This window comes from Mycobacterium vicinigordonae, from assembly GCF_013466425.1.
In the GTDB taxonomy this organism is placed as follows: Bacteria; Actinomycetota; Actinomycetes; order Mycobacteriales; family Mycobacteriaceae; genus Mycobacterium; species Mycobacterium vicinigordonae.
In genome coordinates, this window is sequence record NZ_CP059165.1 from 2767845 (window position 1) to 2783235 (window position 15391).

Annotated in this window: 14 protein-coding genes; 6 read left to right on the forward strand and 8 right to left on the reverse strand. The window is 66.8% G+C overall.

Annotated features, from left to right (window positions below; all coding sequences use genetic code 11):
- Positions 1 to 111 precede the first annotated feature (111 nt).
- Both H0P51_RS12660 and H0P51_RS12665 read left to right on the forward strand, forming a co-directional pair.
- Positions 112 to 1065 (forward strand): dTDP-glucose 4,6-dehydratase, encoded by a 954-nt coding sequence (locus H0P51_RS12660; RefSeq protein WP_180918384.1) that lies wholly within the window; start codon positions 112 to 114, stop codon positions 1063 to 1065.
- Positions 1066 to 1115: 50 nt separating this feature from the next.
- Positions 1116 to 2528 (forward strand): DNA polymerase IV, encoded by a 1413-nt coding sequence (locus H0P51_RS12665; protein WP_484549466.1) that lies wholly within the window; start codon positions 1116 to 1118, stop codon positions 2526 to 2528.
- Here H0P51_RS12665 and H0P51_RS12670 read toward each other — a convergent pair.
- Complete coding sequence (locus H0P51_RS12670; protein ID WP_246398600.1) at positions 2493 to 3419, reverse strand: asparaginase domain-containing protein; 927 nt, start codon at positions 3417 to 3419, stop codon at positions 2493 to 2495. The genes H0P51_RS12665 and H0P51_RS12670 overlap by 36 nt on opposite strands.
- Positions 3420 to 3495: 76 nt before the next feature.
- Here H0P51_RS12670 and lspA point away from each other — a divergent pair, with 76 nt between their 5' ends.
- Positions 3496 to 4104, forward strand: coding sequence for a signal peptidase II (gene lspA, locus H0P51_RS12675; RefSeq protein WP_180918929.1), 609 nt, complete (start codon positions 3496 to 3498; stop codon positions 4102 to 4104).
- Complete coding sequence (locus H0P51_RS12680) at positions 4101 to 5027, forward strand: RluA family pseudouridine synthase (protein WP_180918386.1); 927 nt, start codon at positions 4101 to 4103, stop codon at positions 5025 to 5027. Before lspA ends, H0P51_RS12680 begins: the two co-directional genes overlap by 4 nt.
- Here H0P51_RS12680 and H0P51_RS12685 read toward each other — a convergent pair.
- From H0P51_RS12685 to H0P51_RS12695, 3 genes are all read right to left on the reverse strand, one after another.
- Positions 5010 to 5786, reverse strand: coding sequence for a class I SAM-dependent methyltransferase (locus tag H0P51_RS12685; protein ID WP_180918387.1), 777 nt, complete (start codon positions 5784 to 5786; stop codon positions 5010 to 5012). The two genes, H0P51_RS12680 and H0P51_RS12685, sit on opposite strands and share 18 nt — an antisense overlap.
- Entirely contained in the window at positions 5783 to 6541 is a 759-nt protein-coding gene (locus H0P51_RS12690) for a class I SAM-dependent methyltransferase (RefSeq protein ID WP_180918388.1), read from the reverse strand. The genes H0P51_RS12685 and H0P51_RS12690 overlap by 4 nt, the downstream gene beginning before the upstream one ends.
- A gap of 137 nt (positions 6542 to 6678) precedes the next feature.
- A complete protein-coding gene (locus H0P51_RS12695; protein ID WP_180918389.1) occupies positions 6679 to 7335 on the reverse strand; it encodes an MliC family protein in 657 nt (218 codons plus the stop codon).
- 192 nt (positions 7336 to 7527) lie between these two features.
- On the opposite strand from H0P51_RS12695, the gene H0P51_RS12700 reads away from it, so the two are divergent.
- Positions 7528 to 8544 carry an SDR family NAD(P)-dependent oxidoreductase gene (locus tag H0P51_RS12700; RefSeq protein WP_180918390.1) on the forward strand — a complete coding sequence of 339 codons (1017 nt, stop codon included), beginning with the start codon at positions 7528 to 7530 and terminating at the stop codon, positions 8542 to 8544.
- A 4-nt stretch (positions 8545 to 8548) separates the two neighbouring features.
- A complete protein-coding gene (locus H0P51_RS12705; protein ID WP_180918391.1) occupies positions 8549 to 9352 on the forward strand; it encodes an SDR family NAD(P)-dependent oxidoreductase in 804 nt (267 codons plus the stop codon).
- Between the two features lie 39 nt (positions 9353 to 9391).
- Here the strand turns inward: H0P51_RS12705 and H0P51_RS12710 are convergent, their stop codons facing one another.
- From H0P51_RS12710 to H0P51_RS12725, 4 genes are read right to left on the reverse strand one after another with little or no spacing between them, the layout of a single operon-like run.
- Positions 9392 to 11062 carry a hypothetical protein gene (locus H0P51_RS12710; RefSeq protein WP_180918392.1) on the reverse strand — a complete coding sequence of 557 codons (1671 nt, stop codon included), beginning with the start codon at positions 11060 to 11062 and terminating at the stop codon, positions 9392 to 9394.
- A complete protein-coding gene (locus H0P51_RS12715) occupies positions 11059 to 11778 on the reverse strand; it encodes a hypothetical protein (RefSeq protein ID WP_180918393.1) in 720 nt (239 codons plus the stop codon). The genes H0P51_RS12710 and H0P51_RS12715 overlap by 4 nt, the downstream gene beginning before the upstream one ends.
- Before the next feature lie 59 nt (positions 11779 to 11837).
- A complete protein-coding gene (locus H0P51_RS12720; RefSeq protein WP_180918394.1) occupies positions 11838 to 13529 on the reverse strand; it encodes a serine/threonine-protein kinase in 1692 nt (563 codons plus the stop codon).
- Between the two features lie 28 nt (positions 13530 to 13557).
- A complete protein-coding gene (locus tag H0P51_RS12725) occupies positions 13558 to 15390 on the reverse strand; it encodes a serine/threonine-protein kinase (RefSeq protein WP_180918395.1) in 1833 nt (610 codons plus the stop codon).
- Between the last annotated feature and the right edge of the window lies 1 nt (position 15391).

The following is a 15391-nucleotide window of genomic DNA, read 5'->3' on the forward strand; positions in this document are numbered from 1 at the left end:
CCTTTTGTACGCGCGCAACGCTGTCGGCTAACTAAAATTGTCGTGGAATGACATTAAGGTGTTGGCCGGGTATCCACCCGACAACGACACGATGGGCGGGAGTTTGTTGCGGTGAGAATTCTGGTGACCGGTGGGGCGGGGTTTCAGGGGAGCCATCTCGTCGAAGCCCTGCTCGCCGCGGGTCACCAACTGACCGTACTAAATACGTTGTCAAGCGTGGCCAAGAGAAACCTCCGCAATATCGAGACGCACCCGCACGCGGACGTGGTATTCGGCTCGGTTACCGATCCCGAACTTGCCGTGAAAACTGTGCCCGAACACGACGTCATCTTTCACCTTGCGGCAAATGTCAACGTCGACAAATCGTTGAGCGATCCGAAAAGCTTTCTGGACACCAACGTCATGGGCACCTACAACATTCTCGAGGCTGCGCGGACCTGCGACGCCCGCGTCATCTATGCCTCGACCTGCGAGGTCTACGGAGACGGACAAAGCCTCGGGGCGCACGAATTGTTGCACGAGAGCGCCGAATTGATGCCGAACAGTCCCTATGGCGCTTCCAAAGCCGCCGCTGACCGGCTCTGCTACTCGTACTACAAGTCTTACGACATGGATATTACGATCGTGCGTCCGTTCAACATTTTCGGCGAACGACAGAAAAGCGGCGCGTTCGGGGCGCTGATCCCGATCCTGGTCCGCCATGCGCTGTCCGGCAGAAATCTCACGATATTCGGCAAGGGCACCGCGACCCGGGACTACTTGCACGTCTGTGACGTCGTCCGGGCATACCAACTGGTTTTGGACACTCCCACATTGCAAGGCCGGTCCATCAACTTCGCCAGCGGCGCCAATACCAGCGTGCGCGATATCGCCCATTACATCGCCGACAAGTTCGGTGTTCGAGTATTCGAAGGTCCGGCGCGACCGGGGGAAGTTACTCGCTACCCGGCCGATATCTCGTTGGCACGCGATATCGGGTTCGAGCCGCACGTCGATATCTGGACCGGGATAGACCGCTACATCGACTGGGCAAAAGGGCAGCCGGACAACGATTTTCAGCACTGAACACCCGGCCGTCCGGCATGGCCGAGAGCATGCCAATAGCATCAAGACCTGTGGATCCCCGTTGGGTGCTGCACCTGGACATGGATGCGTTCTTCGCGTCCGTCGAGCAGCTGACCCGTCCGACGCTGCGGGGTCGTCCCGTGCTGGTCGGTGGGCTGGGGGGCCGGGGAGTGGTGGCCGGGGCCAGCTACGAAGCGCGGGTGTTCGGGGCTCGTTCAGCGATGCCGATGCACCAGGCACGCCGACTCGTCGGCGTGTCGGCGGTGGTGTTGCCGCCGCGCGGCGTGGTGTACGGCGTCGCCAGCCGCCGCGTTTTCGACACCGTGCGCAGCCTGGTCCCCATCGTGGAACAGCTGTCCTTCGACGAGGCGTTCGGCGAGCCGGCCGAACTGGCCGGCGCGTCCTCCGACGACGTCGAGAAGTTCTGTGAACACCTGCGACGACGGGTGCGTGACGAGACCGGACTGACCGCCTCGGTGGGCGCCGGCTCGGGCAAACAGATCGCCAAGATAGCCTCCGGTCTGGCCAAGCCGGACGGAATCCGGGTGGTCCGCCGCGACGAGGAACGCGTCATGCTCGACGCCCTGCCGGTGCGGCGGCTGTGGGGGATCGGGCCCGTCGCCGAAGATAAGCTGCACCGCCTCGGGATCGACACCATCGGACAGTTGGCCGCGCTCACCGACGCCGAAGTAGCCGACATCCTCGGCGCCACCGTCGGACCCGCGCTGCACCGGCTGGCCCGCGGCGTCGACGACCGCCCAGTCGCCGAACGCGCGGAAGCCAAACAGATCAGCGCAGAATCCACCTTCGCCACCGACCTGACCACACTGGATCAACTGCGCGAGTCGATCGAGCCGATCGCCGAACACGCCCATCGCCGCCTCCTTAAAGATGGTCGCGGCGCCCGCACGGTCACGGTCAAACTCAAGAAATCCGACATGAGTACCCTGACCCGCTCGGCGACCTTGCCCTATGCGACCACCGAGCTGGGCGCACTGGCGGCCCTGGCCCGCAGGCTGCTGCTGGACCCGCTCCAGATCGGGCCGATTCGGCTGCTGGGGGTCGGGTTTTCGGGTCTGAGTGACGTCCGCCAAGAATCGTTGTTTCCCGACCTGGACCTGGGACCGGAGACGGCCGAGGAAACGCATCAGGATTTCGAGACGATGCGTGCGGCGTTATTGACCGGCCAGGGCGGCACGTCGTGGCGGATCGGGGACGACGTCGCGCACCACGATCTCGGGCACGGTTGGGTGCAAGGCGCCGGGCACGGCGTGGTCACCGTCCGCTTCGAGACCCGCAGCTCCGGCGCGGGCCCGGCCAAGACATTCCCGATCGAGACGCCCGAGCTGGCCACCGCGAACCCGGTAGACAGCTTGGACTGGCCGGACTACGTCGGCGAACTGCTCGTCCGGCGGAATCCGGAGAATTCAGCCCCAGCGGTCGAGGACGTCGGCGACCGCTAGGTTCGCCGCCAGCGCTGCCATCACCAGCACCCGGGCCTGCGACGGTGCCAACCGCGGCACCATCAGCGCGCCCGCCCGCACCAGGTCGTGGCCCGGGCCGTAGCCCGCGCTGACCCGGCCGCTGGGAACCCGGGTGGACACTGCGACCACGACACCGTCGCGGCATACGCGGCGGACTCCGTCGACAACCGCGGCGCCTGCGTTGCCCGATCCCAATGCCTCCAGCACCAGCCCACGCGCACCGGCCGCGGCGAAGGCGTCCAGCGCCACGGCGTCACTACCCAGGTAGGCGGCGACAATGTCTACCCGCGGGGCGTCGGAGGCGCTGACCTCACCCACGAACGGGCGCACCTTGGGTCCGGTGAGGGCGAGGCTGCCGCGCACCGTCCCCAGCAACTGGCCAGCGAATCCGCTCAGGTCCTGGGTGGCGACCTTGCGCATGCCCAGCGGCTGCAATACCCGGCCGGCAAAACAGACCAGCACCCCGAGGTCCCGGGCCGCCGGGCTGGACGCCACCGCCAGCGCGTCCCGCAGGTTGGCCGGGCCGTCGGCGTCGGGGGCGTCGGCGCTGCGCATTGCCCCAGTCAGCACAATCGGGACGCTGCCCCCATAGGTCAGCTCGAGCCACAGGGCGCTCTCTTCCATGGTGTCGGTGCCGTGCGCGATGACGATCCCGGCGGCACCGCCATCCAATGCGGCCCGCACCGCCGCGCTGACCCGGTCCCAGTCGTCGGGCACCAGTTCGGAGCTGTCCACCGCCATCACGTCCACGACGTCGACGTCGAGGCCGGCCGTCAGCTGCGCACCACTGTGCGCGGGCCGGCGCACCCCGTCAGGGCTGGTGCTCGTCGAGATCGTTCCCCCAGTGGTGATGACGGTGACGCGACCCATGCGGAAATCATTGCGCATGAGCGCCCGTTCCCATGTGGCTGCCGGGTACCGACCGTCGCTAGTGGATGATGGTGGGGTGCCCGAGGAACCCACCGGATCCGCTGAACCGCTGACATCAGCCGGTGACGCCGGGGCAGCCCCCGAACCCGGGGCTCCCGCGCCGAAGCCGCCGGCCAAGCGGCTGCGCATGCTGTTGTCGATCGCGGCGGTGGTACTCGCGCTGGACGTGATCACCAAGGTATTGGCAGTCAGGCTGCTGCCGCCCGGGCAGCCGGTGTCGATCATCGGCGACACGGTGACCTGGACGTTGGTACGCAACTCCGGCGCCGCATTCTCGATGGCAACGGGATACACCTGGGTCCTGACGCTGATCGCGACCGGCGTGGTGGTCGGCATCTTCTGGATGGGGCGACGGCTGGTCTCGCCATGGTGGGCGCTGGGGTTGGGGATGATCCTGGGCGGCGCGATGGGCAACCTGGTCGACCGCTTCTTCCGGGCCCCCGGACCGCTGCGCGGGCACGTCGTGGACTTCCTGTCGGTGGGCTGGTGGCCGGTGTTCAACGTCGCTGACCCGTCCGTGGTGGGCGGTGCGATCCTGCTCGTCGTGCTGTCGATCTTCGGCTACGACTTCGACACTGTGGGGAGGCGCAACGCCGACGGGGACGACAGCGACCCGACCGGATGACTGAGCGATCGATGCCGGTCCCGGAAGGACTGGCAGGCATGCGCGTGGACGCCGGACTGGCTCGCCTGCTCGGGCTGTCTCGCAGCGCCGCGGCGGCCATTGCCGAAGAGGGTGGCGTAGAACTGGATGGCGCGAGGGCCGGCAAATCGGACAAGCTGCACCCCGGCGCCTGGCTGCAGGTGCGGTTACCCGAACCGCCGAAGCCACCTGAGAACACGCCCGTCGACATCGAGGGCATGACGATCCTGTACTCCGACGACGACATCGTCGCCGTTGACAAACCGGCGGCGGTGGCCGCGCACGCCTCGGTGGGCTGGACCGGGCCGACGGTACTCGGCGGGCTCGCCGCCGTGGGCTATCGCATCACCACGTCGGGTGTGCATGAGCGGCAGGGGATCGTGCACCGCCTAGACGTCGGCACCTCCGGGGTGATGGTGGTGGCGCGCTCCGAACGCGCCTACACCGCGCTCAAACGGGCCTTCAAGCAACGCACGGTCGACAAGCGTTATCACGCGCTGGTGCAAGGACATCCGGACCCCTCCAGCGGGACGATCGACGCCCCGATCGGCCGGCACCACGGCCCGGAATGGAAGTTCGCGGTGACCTCCGACGGTCGCCACAGCATCACCCACTACGACACCGTAGAGGCATTCGTCGCGGCCAGCCTGCTCGATGTGCACCTGGAAACCGGCCGCACCCACCAGATCCGGGTGCACTTCTCGGCGTTGCATCATCCGTGCTGCGGCGACCTGGTTTACGGTGCAGATCCGAAGTTGGCGAAAAGGCTTGGTCTGCAACGCCAATGGCTGCATGCCCGGTCGCTGGCGTTTGCGCATCCGGCCGACGGGCGGCGCATCGAGATCGTCAGCCCCTATCCGCAAGACCTGCAGCACGCACTGGACGTGCTACGCGCCGAGCACTGACGGCTTGCGGGCCTCGATGAGCACCCGGGTGGGGTGGGTGACGAAGCGCCCGTCAGCCACGATCCGCTCGTGCAGCTCGCGGAGCCGGGCCAAGTAGGGCTCGGCGGTGAAGTCGGGCACGGTCCAGATCAGCTTGCGCAGGAAGTACACCACAGCGCCGATGTCGAAGAATTCCGCGCGCAGCTTCTCCATGCGCATATCGACGATCTGCAGCCCGGCGGCTTGCGCCTCGGCCCGCTGGGTGTGCGGCTCCCACCGTGCCCACAGTTGCGGTTGGGGCCCGAGGATCTGGGTCACCAGTTCCGCCACCGTCGCCGGTCCGGGGTGCTGTGCGAAGTAGCTGCCCCCGGGGCGCAGCACCCGGGCGATCTCGTTCCACCACACCGTAATCGGGTGTCGACTGGTCACCAGGTCGAAGGCCTCGGCGGCGAACGGCAGCGGCGGCTGGTCGCCGGTGGCGACCACCACGACGCCGCGCGGATGCAGCCTGGCGGTGGCTAAGGCCGCATTCGGGGGCCAGGATTCGGTGGCCACCATGGTCGGCGGAAACTTCGGGACCCCGGCCAGTACCTCGCCGCCGCCGGTGTGGATGTCCAGGGCCGCCGACACCGATGCCAGCCGTCGGCCGATCAGCCGTTGATAGCCCCACGACGGCCGCTGCTCGGTGGCCCGGCCATGCAGCCAGGAAAAGTCCCAGCCCTCGACCGAGACCGAAACTGCCTCTGCCACATAGTCTTCAAAGGTATGGTTCGGCGTCATTCGGGTTTTCGTGCCTCGACGAGGACCCGTGCGGCGTGCGCGATGAACGGCCCCTCGGTTTCGATGCGGTCGTGCAGTTCGCGCAACCGCGTGTGGTAACGCTCGATGGTGAAGTCGGGCACCACCCAGATCACTTTGCGCAGGAAATGCACCACCGCCCCGATGTCGAAAAACTCCTGTCGGAGCCGCTCGTGGCGCATCTGCACGATCTGCAGGCCCGCATTCTGCGCCTGAGCGCGTTCATTGTCTGGATGGCGCCGCGCCCAGGCCTGCGGCTGCGGTCCGATGAAGTATTCGACCAACTCGGACACGGTGGCCGGGCCGATGTGCTGCGCCAGATAGGTGCCGCCGGGGCGCAACACCCGGGCGATCTCGGGCCAGTCCACGGTGTTCGGGTGTCGACTGGTCACCAGGTCGAACGCCTCGTCGGCGAACGGCAGTGGCGACTCGGGAGGCGTGACCACCACAACCACACCGCGCGGATGCAACCGCTGGGTGGCCAGCGCCGCGTTCGGCGGCCAGGACTCGACGGCGGCCATTGTCGGCGGGAATTGCTGCGCTCCGGCCAGCACCTCGCCCCCGCCGGTTTGCAGATCGACCGCCGCCGTCGCGGTGGCCAACCGGTCGCTCATCAGCCGCTGATAACCCCAGGACGGTCGCTGCTCGGTGGCGCGGCCCTCAAACCACGAGAAGTCCCAGCCGTCAACCGGCGCCGAGGCGGCTTCGGCTAGAAGGTCCGCGAAGCTGCGATGCATACGGGCATTCTTGTATGTCGACTGGAGAGGACTTCGGGCATCCGGCAGCTCTTAGGCAGCTCTGATTGATTCCTCATGCAACTATTGCGTAGCGCTATTGTCTGCGTAATGCGCGAGCCTTTCGCGATGAGCGTGAATCACTTTGTGTGACATACGAACTGCGTCCCGCCCAGGTTGAGAGAGACCTCGCCCTGATGCTCCCAATACTCCGAGCCCTGACGGCCATACCTGGCGCCGCTGGCGGACTGCTGCAGGAAGAGGATCACCCGATTGCCCTTCCAGTCCAGTACCGCGGTCTTGGGGTCGAAGTCGTTGTAGAAGCGGGCGCTCAGCGTTCCGGCATCGGCGGGGCAGTCATAGCTGACGACCGGCGGGGAGACCGTCGCCGGGTCGGTGATAGTCAGTTCAACGAGGCGGGTTTGGTAGGCCTCGATCACGCAGGTCCGTAGGTCGGGGGCGTCGGCGCAGGCGTCCCGCGTCGTCGCGAACGCGCTCTGCGCCGTGGTGAGAGCGGGCTGGTCGGCACCCGGACGGTTCAGCGCCTGCTGGTACGCGGTTTGCACACGGCGGTCCAGTTCGGTCAATTGCCCGTCGCCGCAAACCAATTGCTGCGCCGTGTTCGCCGGCTTGGCGCAATCGAAAGTCGCAGGCGCCTTGCTGGGCGAGGCGGTTGAGGTGGAGTTGGATGCGGGGCTGGTGTTCGGCGCCGAAGGAGTTGACGGCGCCGGGTGAGTCGGCTTTGCGCCGCAGGCGCCGACCAACAATATGGCCAGCAGGGCCGCAATCAGTCTCATACCTGCTGATTACCGGTTGAGGTTCCGACCCGCCCGTGCGACACGCCAGCGACGCCGGACAAACTTCGATTACCCGGGGTCGACCTCGTAGAGCCGGCGCAAGCCCGGCATTCGGTACCCAATGACCGCGGTGATGTCCTAGGTTGGCTCCATGACCTATGTCACACCGTCCGCCCTCAGGAGCAACTATCAATGAACCTCGGTGACCTCACGAACCTGGTCGAAAAACCGTTCGCGGCCGTGTCCAACATCCTCAACACGCCGAACTCGGCCGGACGGTACCGGCCGTTTTATTTGCGGAACCTGCTCGACGCGGTACAAGGTCGCAAGCTCAGCGACGCGGTCGACGGCAGGACCGTCCTGATCACCGGCGGTTCGTCCGGCATCGGTGAAGCGGCCGCGCACAAGATCGCCGAGTCCGGTGGCACCGTCGTGCTGGTCGCCCGCACTCTGGAAAACCTGGAGAAGGTCGCTGATGATGTCCGCGGCAACGGTGGCGCGGCGCACGTGTACCCGTGCGACCTCTCGGACATGGATGCCATCGCCGCCATGGCCGATCAGGTACTCGAAGATCTCGGTGGGGTCGACATCCTGATCAACAATGCGGGCCGTTCGATCCGGCGATCGCTGGCGCTGTCCTACGATCGGATCCACGACTACCAGCGGACCATCCAGCTCAACTACCTGGGCGCGGTCCAGCTGATCCTGAAGTTCATCCCCGGCATGCGGGAACGCGGATACGGGCACATCGTCAATGTCTCCTCGGTGGGCGTGCAGACCCGAGCGCCTCGGTTTGGCGCCTATATCGCCAGCAAGGCCGCACTGGACAGCCTGTGTGACGCATTGCAGGCCGAGACGGTGAGCGACAACGTACGGTTCACCACCGTGCACATGGCGCTGGTACGCACACCGATGATCAGCCCCACCACCATGTACGACAACTTCCCGACGCTGACCCCGGACCAGGCCGCCGGCGTCATCACCGACGCATTGATCCACCGGCCGCGTCGGGCCAGTTCGCCGTTCGGGCAGTTCGCTGCGCTCGCCGACGCCGTCAACCCGGCGGTGATGGACCGGGTGCGCAACCGGGCGTTCACCATGTTCGACGACTCATCCGCCGCTAAAGGTAGTGAAAAGTCCTCGGACACAACTGATCTCGACCGACGAAGTGAGACCTTCCTGCAGGCGACCCGAGGGATACATTGGTGATCTCATGAGTCTTCCGAAACCGAATAAGACCGCGACCGTCGTCATCACGGGTGCCTCCTCGGGCATCGGCACCGAGCTCGCCAAAGGCCTTGCCCAGCGCGGCTTCCCGCTGATGCTGGTCGCCCGCCGTCGCGAGCGTCTCGACGAACTGGCCGCGAAGCTTCGCGCCGAGCACCAGGTCGAGGTCGAAGTTTTCCCACTCGACCTGGCCGACAAGGACTCCCGCGCCAAGCTGGCTGACCGGTTGCGCAACGAGCCGATCGCGGGGCTATGCAACAGCGCCGGATTCGGTACCAGCGGCCGGTTTTACGAGCTGCCCGAGGACCGCGAAAGCGAAGAGGTCACCCTCAACGCGCTGGCGCTGATGGAGCTGACGCGTGCGGTGCTGCCCGGAATGGTCAAGCGCGGTGCCGGAGCGGTGCTCAACATCGCCTCGATCGCCGGTTTCCAACCGCTACCGTTCATGGCGGTGTACTCGGCGAGCAAAGCATTTGTGCTGACATTCTCCGAGGCAGTGCAAGAGGAGTTGCACGGGACGGGCGTGTCCGTCACCGCGCTGTGTCCCGGGCCGGTGCCCACCGAGTGGGCCGAGATCGCCAGCGCAGAACGGTTCAGCATCCCGATCGCACAGGTGTCGCCGCGGGAGGTCGCCGAACAGGCCATCGGGGGAATGCTGTCCGGCAAACGTGGGGTGGTCCCCGGGCTGGTTCCCAAGATCGTCAGCCAGGGCGGTCGGTTGCTACCGCGCAGCGTGCTGTTGCCGGGGATCCGGATCGGCAACAAACTGCGCGGGGGACCCAGCCACTAGCTGCTCTGGCCGGATTCCTGGCCGCGAGTGCCTGGCGGCTTAGGCGCGGCGCCAGGGATGATCGTCGAGCATCGCGGCGACAACCGAGATGGCCTCGGCGTTCGCATCCGAGTCGAATTGCCGCAACTGCTCGACCACCGCTGAAACCCGTTGCAGCAGAGCGCCATAGGCGGCGGCCGCAGCGGCCGCGTAGTCGTTGGCGGCCTCGACCTGCCACTGTTCGGAGTAGCGGGACGGCAGGTTGTGCAACAACTCGGCCAGATCGCGCGCTTCCTCGTGCGCGGTGTCGACCAGGTTGCGCACCGTCTCGACGTCGATCGGGCGCCGCGCGGGGCCGCCTTCGCTGGCGCCGGCCTCCAAAATGCGGTCGAGTTCGCGCACCGTGGACACCGCCAGTTCGATTGGCCCGGTGTGCGCCGACAAACCCAGCGGCGGAATCGGCAATGTCAGCAGATGCGGCGAGGCGTCGGCAGATGGTGTCGCCTGAGTCGACTGGGCCTCCAACGCGGCCTGGGCGGCTTCAGCCGCCACGGCGCGAGCCTCGGCGACCTCGGCCTGCGCCGCCTCGCGCGTCTTGGTCAACTCGGCGGCGGAATCGGCGCGGAGCTGCTCGATCTCCGCGTGCGCATGGGCGACGGCCGCCGCCGCGTCCTCGGCCTGGGTGCGGGCGTGCTTTACCTCGGCCTCAGCTGCTTTGCGAACAGCCGTCAGCTGGGCGTCGGCCTGTTCGCGCGCGGCGGCCAGCTCGGTGGCTGAGGCCTGGCGGAGCTGCTCGAGCTCGGCTCTGACCCGGGCCACCTCGGTCTCGGCCGCCCGGTGCGCGGAGGTGATTTGCGCGGTGGCCTGCCCGCGCGCGGCGGCCACTTCGGCAGCGGCGTCAGCACGAATGCGTTCGAGTTCGGCTCGCACCTGTTCTAGCGCGCGCTGCGCGGTCCCTTTGGCGGCGGCCCGTTCGGCGATGCGCTGTTCGGCACGGGCTTCGGCGGCGCTGGCTTGTTCTTTGGCGGCGGCAACTTCGGCTTTCGCGTCCGCGCGGACCTTTTCCAGTTCCGCGCGGACCTGCTCGAAAGCCTCACGCGCGGTGGCTCGTTCGGTGGCACGTTCGCCCATCCGTTGTTCGGCGCGGGCTTCGGCCGCATTGAACTGCTCTTTGGCCGCCGCGAGTTCGGCCTTCGCGTCGGCGCGGACCTTCACCAGTTCGGCGCGCACCTGTTCCAGGGCTCGTTGGGCGCTGGCGCGTTCGGCTGCCCGTTCCGCTTCGCGCTGCTCGGCGGCCTTCGCCGCGGCCTCCCGCTCGGTGGCCCACTGTGCCTCTTTCAGTGCGGCCTGCGCCTGCACTTCACGCACCCGCTCACGTGCGGCAGAGGCCGCGCGCGCAGACTGCTCGGCCTCCGCACGCGCCATCGCCGCGGCGGCCTCGGCGTCTTTGCGGCCCTGCTGAGCCTCTTGGGTCTGCTGCTCGGCCAAGACCCGCATGTGGTCGGCCTCCACCAGCCGCATCGCCGGTGACAACCGCTTGCGCCCCGGCCCGAAGCGGTTGCGCTGCTCGACAAGCTCGCGCTCGCTCATCGCCGCGAGCGCGACCAGCTCTGTCGGGGGCCGCTGTCCGAGTCGCTGCGCCGCCGCGACCGAATCGGCTGCGGCGCTCTTGACCAGCGCCGCCCACGCGGCGGGGTCCTGGTCGTCGATGTGTTGCCTGGTCGTGCTCACCTGCGTCGGCGCCGTCCCTCGGCGGCGGATTCGGCAGGCGCAGCAGCGGCGTTGTCGGTGGGTGTGGTTTGCTCGTCGGTAGCTGTCGCAGTTGGCACCGGGAGCGGCTGGTTGGGCTGCTCGCGGCGTCCCTCCCGCCCCGTCGCGGATTCCCTGGCGGGCGGAGCCTGCCGGGCAGCAGGAGCTTCGCGCGGACCCTGGGGTTCACGCCGCTGCGACGACGCAGCCGCGAGTTGCGAAAGCGGACCTGCCTGCTGGGCCAACACTAGGGAGAACTGGTTGAGGTAGACCGACGCCGACTTGGCCAGCGTTTCGTCCCCCAATTGCTCGGCATCGCGCAGTAGACCGCGTAGCAGCTCAAGAGCAAGCTCGGGGCCGAGACCGAGCGTGGCATGTTCATTAGCCGCAGGCTCCAAACCCGCGGTCTCTACCACCCAGACCAGCCGCTGCCAGCACCGGTCGATCGCCGCGGCGCGCTGCTCGTCTTCGCGAGTTTCTTGGTGATGGCGCTCTTGCTGCTCTGACTGCAGCTCGTCGCGCTGCGCTCGCCGGCGCGCGGCGAAGTAGGCGATCAGCGCCAGAATGATGGCGGCCACGACGGCGGCCGAGCCGCCGAAGCCTGCGGACGTCAGGAAGTCACGCGCGGTCGGCAGCGTCGGCATGCTCTGCGGGATCGAATAGCCTTCCGCAGCGGGACGCAGCTCGTGCAAGGTCATGGATCGGACCGTACCAAACTGCCACGTGGAAAAAGCCCGGCAAGCTGGGCCTTGAAACGCTAGGAATCGGGTGCGTACTTCAGCACCTGTCCTGGCAGCACCATCTGCTCGCCTTCCGTTTTGGTCATTGTGGTGCATACGTAGACATTCCCCGCTGCGTCAACCGACACCGCGGTTGCCTTCGTAAGCTGTGGCAGCGCCGCGGGGTCAGTCGCTCCCGGTTGTAGTTCGAATACCTTTCCTGCCCACATATCGGCGACGAAGAGGCCGCCGGCCCCGTCGACGGCGAGTGACGAAGGATCTTTGAGGCCAGCCAGGGGTACCTCAGTCGGGTTGCCGGCGCCGGCAGCCAGCTTGAGTATCTTGCGTTGACCTTTGTCCGCGCTGTTGATGACGTAGATATCGCCCTTGTGGTCGACTGTGATGGCGCGTGGCAATTGCAAGTTAAAGGGCAGGCGTGCGGGCCTGGCGTCGCCCGGGATCAGTTTCAGGGCTAGGTAGTTCACGCCATTACCACCGCCAGTGCCGACAATGTAGACATTGTCGGCGGAGTCGACTGCTATCGACGCGACACTGATGAGATCCCGAAACGGCAGCCGTATTGGCCTGGCAGTTCCCAACGCGAATCGCCAGACATTCTTGTCCTGGGCGATATAGATGTTGTTCCCAGCGTCCACCGCTATTGCCGACGCCAAACTGATGTCGAGGCCCGGGATTTCGATCGTGCTCGGGCCGGCGGCTCCCGGTGCCAGCTTGAACAAGCGCTTCGGCGAGCCGGCGTACTGCTCAGTGGGGGGTTCCCCGCTGACCGAGCTCAGCAAATATAAAGTGCCGTCGCGGCCGACCGCCATGGCTTTCGGCGAATCGAGCACAGGGAATGGCAACGCTGTTGGCTGCGAGCTGTAGGTGTGCGTAGTCGCGGTGCCCGCAGACTGGCTAGTGGTGTGGTGCCGGGTGAGCCGCGGTATCGCGATGACGCCTGCGGTCACCGCGGCAATTACGAGCAACCCGGCCGCCACGGGCAGAGCCCACCGGCGTCGACGTGCGTTGTTGGCCGATGGTGACGGCAAGGTTGGGAGGTCCGGGTATGTCGTTGGCTGTTCGAGAAGGGGGTCCCGCTTCGGTTGCTGGGGGGCGGTCGAGGGCAGGGTCAGCTCGACGGTGGCCGAATCCGCGGGGGTTTGCCTGGTTGGTTTGCTGGGTGTGTTGCTAGTGGGTGCACCGGTCAATGCCTGCTGGGCCGCTGCGGCTAGTTCTGCGGCGCTGGGGTAGCGCTCAGCAGGATTCTTGGCCAGACCCCGCGCGATCACCGCATCGAATCCGGCCGGAAGGTCCTTCCGGTGTTGACTCGGTTGCGGGATTGGCGCATCCAGTCGGGCGGCGATGAGGGCTGCGGTGTCCCCGGTCACCGAGCGATATGGGGGCACCCCGGTCAGGCATTCGTAGAGCACCGCGGTCAAGGCAAAAATGTCGGCGCGGTAGGTCACCGTGTTGTTGGTGACCAACTCGGGTGCTTGGTAGGTCAGGGGTTCGAGGCCGACGGATTTTGTGCCGCCCTCAGCGAGGTATGCGTAGTCGGCTCCGGAAACCAGGATGGTTGCGGGGCGCACGTCTTGGTGGATCGTCTGATGCGAGTGCGCGTCGTCGATCGCGGCGGCGACCTGGCGTACCACGTTGACTGCCCGCGTCGGGTCCAGCGGACCGCCCTCCGCCAGCAGGGTTTTGAGGCTGGTGTCCTGGCCGAGACTCACAGTCCAGACCCTATCCGCTTACGTGGGATTAACTGGCCGGCACTTTCAGGAGCCGGTTGTTCTGCGTCAGGTAAATGTTGGCCGCCGCGTCGACCGCAATCCCGGCGAATTCCTGCATCTCCGGCGCGCCCTGTGGCGTCGAGGTGTCGGCACCGACAGCGAGTTTGACCAACTGGCCCTTGCCGCCGGCGTTGTCGGTGACATAGACGGTGCCGCGCTGATCGACTGCGACGCCTTGGGCGGCGCCGAGCTGAGCGAACGGCAGCTGGGTCGGGGCGGCGGCACCCGGGGCGAGTTTGAGCACACTGCCCTGCTGTGCGACGTAGACGTTGCCGGTGCCGTCTACCGCGATGCCGTGAAATAGCCCGCTGCCGAACGGAAGGATCGTGGGGGCAGTGGCCCCGACGCTGACTTCGAGCACTTTGTCGGAGGTCGATACATAGACGTTGCCGCCGGAGTCGACGGCGACACCGCTCGCGAAGATCGGACCGAAGGGCAACTCAGTGGCGGCACCGCCCCCGGGCGCCAACTTGAGCAATTTGGTTCCGCGGCCTCCGGCGCTTCGGTCCGCGACATACACATTGCCTGGGCCATCAACTGCCACCCACTCTGGATTGGCCAGCTTGGGGAAGGGCACTTCGGTGGCCGCACTGGCACCGGCGGTCAGTTTCAGGACATGCATGGCCGTGCTGTCGACGACGTAGATGCTGCCGGCAGCGTCTACCGCGACGCCCTTGAGGTAGTCCGTCCCGATGATCGGCAAGGGCGTTGCATTGAGTTTCGGAGCAGCTGCAGACGGTGTGGTAGCTAACCCGCGCGATGGCGCGCTGCCCGGCCCTGCGGCGTGCCGGTTGCCGGCCTGGACAAGTCCGATGATCGTGGCCGTTGCGGCGAAGACACCGGCGACGGCGATGGCGGTGGCGAGGCGCCGTCGTCGCGTATTGGTGCGCAAGGGTGCCTTCGCGGGTTGCGGTGCTGACCAGGGCTGCGTCATCGGCGCAGGTCGCCCTGCGGGTGCGGGTTGCCCCGCCGGGGGACTGTTAAGGGCGTTTTGGGCGGCGGCGGCCAGTGCGCCGGCGCTGGGGTAGCGCTGGGTGGGATCTTTGGCCATGCCGCGGGTGATGACGTCGTCGAATCCGACGGGGATGTCGGGTCGTTGCTGGCTGGGCCGTGGTGGTGGGGAGCTTAGGTGCGCGGCGATGATGCCTGGTATCTCGGTTCGGTCGGCGTAGGGCGCTGATCCGGTGAGGCATTCGTAGAGTACGCAGGCCAAGGCGTAGATGTCGGCGCCTGGTGTGATGTGGCCGGAGGCGAGGCGTTCGGGGGCGAGGTAGGCGAAGGAGCCGATGGTGGTGCCTTCGCTGGTGAGTTTGGTGTCGGTGGCGGCGCTGGCTAGGCCGAAGTCGACTAGGCAGGCGAAGTCGTGACCGCTGAGCAGGATGTTGGCTGGTTTGACGTCGCGGTGGATTACGGTTTCGGCGTGGGCGGCGTCGAGGGCGGAGGCGATCTGGCGCACGATGTGGACTGCTCGTGGCGGGGGTAGGGCGCCGTGGTGTTCCAGGATGGTTTGCAGGTCGGTGCCGTCGATGAGCCGCATGTCGATGTAGAGCTGGCCGTCGATTTCGCCGCAGCCGTGGATGGGCACCACGTGCGGGTCGTGCAGTCGTCCGGCGGTGCGGGCCTCGCGGAAGAGTCGTTCGCGGAATGCGGGGTTGTGCGAGTAGCTGCTGGTTAGCACCTTCAAGGCCACCACTCGGTGCATGACGGTGTCTTCAGCGGCGTACACCTCACCAAATCCGCCTGCGCCCAGTAGTCGCTTGAGTAGATATGGCCCGAAGCGCGTACCGGCACGGTCAGTCACG

Excerpts from the sequence above, each read along its gene's own strand:
- H0P51_RS12670 (WP_246398600.1), bottom strand. The coding sequence starts at position 3,419 with ATGGGTCGCGTCACCGTCATCACCACTGGGGGAACGATCTCGACGAGC.
- H0P51_RS12680 (WP_180918386.1), top strand. The coding sequence starts at position 4,101 with ATGACTGAGCGATCGATGCCGGTCCCGGAAGGACTGGCAGGCATGCGC.
- H0P51_RS12685 (WP_180918387.1), bottom strand. The coding sequence starts at position 5,786 with ATGACGCCGAACCATACCTTTGAAGACTATGTGGCAGAGGCAGTTTCG.
- H0P51_RS12690 (WP_180918388.1), bottom strand. The coding sequence starts at position 6,541 with ATGCATCGCAGCTTCGCGGACCTTCTAGCCGAAGCCGCCTCGGCGCCG.
- H0P51_RS12695 (WP_180918389.1), bottom strand. The coding sequence starts at position 7,335 with ATGAGACTGATTGCGGCCCTGCTGGCCATATTGTTGGTCGGCGCCTGC.
- H0P51_RS12700 (WP_180918390.1), top strand. The coding sequence starts at position 7,528 with ATGAACCTCGGTGACCTCACGAACCTGGTCGAAAAACCGTTCGCGGCC.
- H0P51_RS12705 (WP_180918391.1), top strand. The coding sequence starts at position 8,549 with ATGAGTCTTCCGAAACCGAATAAGACCGCGACCGTCGTCATCACGGGT.
- H0P51_RS12715 (WP_180918393.1), bottom strand. The coding sequence starts at position 11,778 with ATGACCTTGCACGAGCTGCGTCCCGCTGCGGAAGGCTATTCGATCCCG.